This window comes from Treponema endosymbiont of Eucomonympha sp. (genome assembly GCF_001028545.1).
Genome location: NZ_BBPW01000586.1, coordinates 1 through 466, shown reverse-complemented (window position 1 = coordinate 466; position 466 = coordinate 1). Strand labels below are relative to the sequence as shown.

Here is a 466-nt window from a genome sequence, read left to right as displayed (position 1 = left end):
GACCCAGTCGATGGACGCACTGTCTTCGATGGCCAATATCTCCGGTTACCGCGCCGTCGTCGAGGCGGCATTCGCCTACGGACGCACCTTCGGTGGCCAGGTCACTGCGGCAGGCAAGGTTCCGCCGGCCAAAGTCTTCGTCATCGGTACTGGCGTCGCCGGTTTGGCTGCACTGGGCGCCGCCAATTCGATGGGTGCCGAGGTTTACGCCACCGATGTCCGCCCCGAGACCGCTGAGCAGGTGCAGTCGATGGGCGCCATCTTCCTACACGTGCGAACCGGAGATTCTGACCAAGGCGTCAGTTCTGACGGCTACGCCAAAGAGACGAGCGACGACTACAACGCCCGCGCCGCCGAGTTGTACATGGAACAGGCTGGCAAGGACGATGTCATCATCACCACGGCTGCTATCCCTGGCAAGCCGTCCCCCAAACTCATCACTGCCGAGATGGTCTCACCCATGAAG

At 62.2% G+C, this 466-nt stretch carries 1 pseudogene; it reads left to right on the top strand.

The window, feature by feature from the left end:
* A pseudogene (locus tag AWU74_RS08185) lies at positions 1-466 on the top strand (NAD(P)(+) transhydrogenase (Re/Si-specific) subunit alpha); the annotation flags it as partial.